This is a genomic window from uncultured Gimesia sp. (assembly GCF_937919775.1).
Classification (GTDB): Bacteria; Planctomycetota; Planctomycetia; order Planctomycetales; family Planctomycetaceae; genus Gimesia.
Genome location: NZ_CALFPF010000101.1, coordinates 1 through 3,652 on the forward strand (window position 1 = coordinate 1; position 3,652 = coordinate 3,652).

Annotated in this window: 4 protein-coding genes; 1 reads left to right on the forward strand and 3 read right to left on the reverse strand. The window is 47.0% G+C overall.

Annotation, left to right across the window (positions count from 1 at the left end; all coding sequences use genetic code 11):
- On the forward strand, window positions 1–617 hold a 617-nt coding region (locus Q0294_RS02650), incomplete at its 5' end, for a hypothetical protein (protein ID WP_299460648.1).
- Between the two features lie 51 nt (window positions 618–668).
- On the opposite strand, the gene Q0294_RS02655 is transcribed toward Q0294_RS02650, so the two are convergent.
- From Q0294_RS02655 to Q0294_RS02665, 3 genes are read right to left on the reverse strand one after another with little or no spacing between them, the layout of a single operon-like run.
- On the reverse strand, window positions 669–1,346 hold the full coding sequence (locus Q0294_RS02655) for a NeuD/PglB/VioB family sugar acetyltransferase (protein WP_299460650.1): 678 nt from the start codon (window positions 1,344–1,346) through the stop codon (window positions 669–671).
- Complete coding sequence (locus Q0294_RS02660; protein ID WP_299460652.1) at window positions 1,321–2,310, reverse strand: glycosyltransferase family 2 protein; 990 nt, start codon at window positions 2,308–2,310, stop codon at window positions 1,321–1,323. The genes Q0294_RS02655 and Q0294_RS02660 overlap by 26 nt, the downstream gene beginning before the upstream one ends.
- Window positions 2,307–3,590, reverse strand: a complete 1,284-nt coding sequence (locus tag Q0294_RS02665) for an HAD-IA family hydrolase (protein ID WP_299460654.1) — start codon at window positions 3,588–3,590, stop codon at window positions 2,307–2,309. Before Q0294_RS02665 ends, Q0294_RS02660 begins: the two co-directional genes overlap by 4 nt.
- Window positions 3,591–3,652 lie beyond the last annotated feature (62 nt).

Here is a 3,652-nt window from a genome sequence, read left to right on the forward strand (position 1 = left end):
TCGATGCGGTGTTTGCCAGCGTCGGCCCGCCGCATGGTTCCCCCCGCTATGGTGACGTGATTATTCATCTGAAAGATTCCGTACGGGAAAATGGCTGGGCGACCCCTTTCAGTGGCATGTACTTCATGTACGCGATTCGTCACAAAGATGCCCGTAAAATGCAGGACCTGCTGGCAGCCGGGCAAAATTTGCCCGCTTCCCCTTACAATCCCCTCAATCTGGGTTTTGATGATCGCTTGCACTTTTCGCATTATGTGGTGACAGAAAAAAGCTGGAATAAAATGCTGGCCTATCAGGCCATTCTCGTACATCGCAATCTCGATGATGCTCCCGCCAGCCAGAAAGTCAAACAGCGATTTACGGATCTGCTGACAGAGAAGGACCCGCAGAAGTTCTGGAGCCTCTACATTCCTCCCCGCCTCAAAAACGGGACGCCGGAACAGGATGCCGAAAATGTTCCGTTCGGTTATCTGGAAGGCAAGTTCGATGACCAGATTTCAATCGATTTTTTCACATCGATTGAAGTCCCGGCGGACAAACTGGCCGAAGTCCACAGCTGGCCAGAAGCAAAACCGTATCTGCATTTGATTCACGCGAAACCGGCAGGTCTGGAGTAGGTGCTCCATTATTTGATTGAATTCCAAGTCTCAGTTATGGATTTCAGAATCTCATGTAGTCGGGATTGATTTCAGCGGGCGGGCGGGAACGCCAACGTAGAGATAATTGCCCGGAAGATTGTCGATCACCACGGTTCCCCCTCCGGTGTGAACGTGAGGTTCAATCTTGATGTTATCGATGACTGTTGTGCCCACGCCGAGAAAACAACTGTGTTGAACGTGTGTAAAGCCGGCAAGTGTCACACGTGGTCCACACATCGTATGGTCGTCGATGCGTGAATCGTGAGCAACGGTGACGCCACTGTTCAGGACACAGTTGTTTCCGATACAAACGCCAATATCAAGGACACAACCGGGGAAAAGCACAGAACCTTCTCCAACAATCGCATCCGCGGCTATGATGGTAGAGGGATGCACCACGCTTGCAAATGGTATATTGAGAGTTTTCAACCGGGTGAACAGCTCGCTTCGAAACCGCATGTGTTTATAACCAATGGCGATGATGGCGGCATCGAAGTTGTTATTTTTCCAGTGATCTTCGATCGAGTCAATTGGGCTAAAGACAGGAAGACCATGCACGCTGTCTGATAGGCAGGTATCATCAAAAAAACCAATCGTGTTTAAGTGTGGGATTTCTTTCGTCAGTCGAAAAATACTGTGACCCAGATCACCAGCGCCAATGATTGCGAGGCGATCAACGGTGCTAACCTTGTCCTGATGCATCGACATGCTCGCTACCTTGATCTTGCTTCAGATTGAATGTGTGATAGATGGAGTAAACAGGTCTGGCTTTGATTTCGGTATAAATGCGTCCGATATAATTGCCGATCAGGCCAAGCACGAACAGTTGCAGGCTTCCGAAGAAAATAATGATGGTTACCGTCGATGTCCATCCCAAAAGGCCAATCCCGAAGATGGCCTTTCTAAATACAATGATTAAGCCAAAGAATATACTGGCAAGCACTCCAGCTAACCCGAGAGACATCGTAAAGCGTAAAGGCAGATCGCTGAATGCAAGCATCGCATTCGTAGCCAGTTTAATACGGCGTTTCAAAGTGAATTTAGAAACACCGGCGAAGCGAGGTCTGTTTTCAATTTCGATTGTTGTTCGCCGCATTCCAATGCTCATGAAGAGTCCTTCAATGAAACGGACGCGCTCCGGGTAGCGCAGGAACTCTTGTGCAAACGCTTGAGAAAAGATTCGCATGGCGCCAAGATTCGGTGGGATATTTAATCCGGTAACCGTATTCAGTGTAGACCAAAAGATCTTTGATGTTAATTTACGTATCAGGCTGTCAGATTTTTCGATACGTGTGCTGAAAACTAAATCATAACCTTCTCGAATTTTATTATAAAAATCAACGATGCGTTCAGGCGGGTCTTGGAGATCCGGGTCCATCATCAATATGAACGCTCCTGATGCATGAGTGATACCTGCGGTCAATGCCGCTTCTTTTCCATAATTTCGTGTTAGCTGGATTAATGCGATACGAGGATCTGATTTGCAAAAATCAATGACGATCTCAACCGTTCGGTCCTGGCTGCCGTCATCAACAAAAATGATCTCGTAGGAGAACGGGAGCAGATCAATGGAGGACCTGACTTGCCGAATGAATTCAGATATGCATTCTTCTTCATCATACAAAGGTATGACGAGAGAGAGGTCAGGATGATCGTCAGATGCAGATATCATTCTACTGATTTACCTTTAGTTTCTTCAGATAGCAGTGAGTCAAGGAGTTCGCGTAATTGATGCCAGTCCCTGACCAGCATACAGTCGATTAGATTTGTATACCGATGGTTGAGATCCAAAAGAATGGGCGTAAATCCCGCAGCGCGGCTGCCATGGACATCCGCCTCATATTCATTACCAATATACAGTGCCTGTTGAGGAGTAACGCCTGTTTGTCCGGCAAAAGCAAGAAAAATGTCAGGATCTGGTTTTTCAACACCCAGGCCTTCTGAGTGATGAATGGAACAGAAAAAGTGCGCAAGCTCTGTTTTTAGTAATAAATCCGAGAGCCCGGAATTCCAGTTTGCCAGAACATGCAAAGTGTAGCCTGCTCTCGTTGCCAGAGAATTGAGTGTTGAAATGACCCCGGGCAGGGGACTCCAATGGCATCTGTCTGCGAAAGCCCGTTGCAAGAGTGAGTTGAATTCGTGATGTTGTGAAGAGATACCAAGAGCGATCGCCAGTCTGCCGTTAAATTCATGATAAAAATCTTGTTTTTCTTTCGCGGTTCGGACCAGCGAGGAGCGATGCCGGAGCGAAAAATTCACAAGTTCATAAGCGAGATTGATCTGTTCAGTTGAAATCTCGTAACCGAGTTGGCGGAGTACCTCCTGACAGACTTGTGCGCGATCTGGCACTAAGTGTAACAGAGTTCCTCCACAGTCAAAAACAATGTGTTTGATCTCATTTCGGTTTTGGAGCAGATGCTTTTCTCTTGGCTGCGATGTTTTCGGGCCGACAACAGTGAGAGTTGCTTCAGTTCGATAGACTTTGACTTGATCCACTTTCGCACGTCGGACTGGAAGGTCATCAAGAAAATGCTCCACAATTCGGGCGGGATCATTAAAACCAACGGCGATACGCATGAGAGTGGAACCGGAAAGTCGCGGGTTAATTTCAAATACGAGCGGTTGACCTGCCTGATTCATTCGTAATTGCAGGTTAATGGGCCCAATGAGTTTTGTTTTTTCAGCGAACGAATTAATAAAATCGTCCAGTTGGGTATTTTCGTAAACGGAGGCGGAAATGGTTCGACCGTTTTTAAGAGTCCGTACCATCGCCAGTGAATCGGCAAGGTTACCCTGTTTGTCAAAAAGTAATCCGCATGTGATTTCGTCCCCCTCAACGTATTCCTGGAGACAATCATCAGGTGCAAGTGTCTCAAGTTGTCTGCTTAATTCATTGATGTTTTCAATGTATCTGATTCCCTCAGAGCCATGCCCTTTCCTGGGTTTTATCACGATGGGAAATTTACCCTGGAATTCTGTAAGAATAAACTTCTCACGCTCGCTCTCGGGGATGA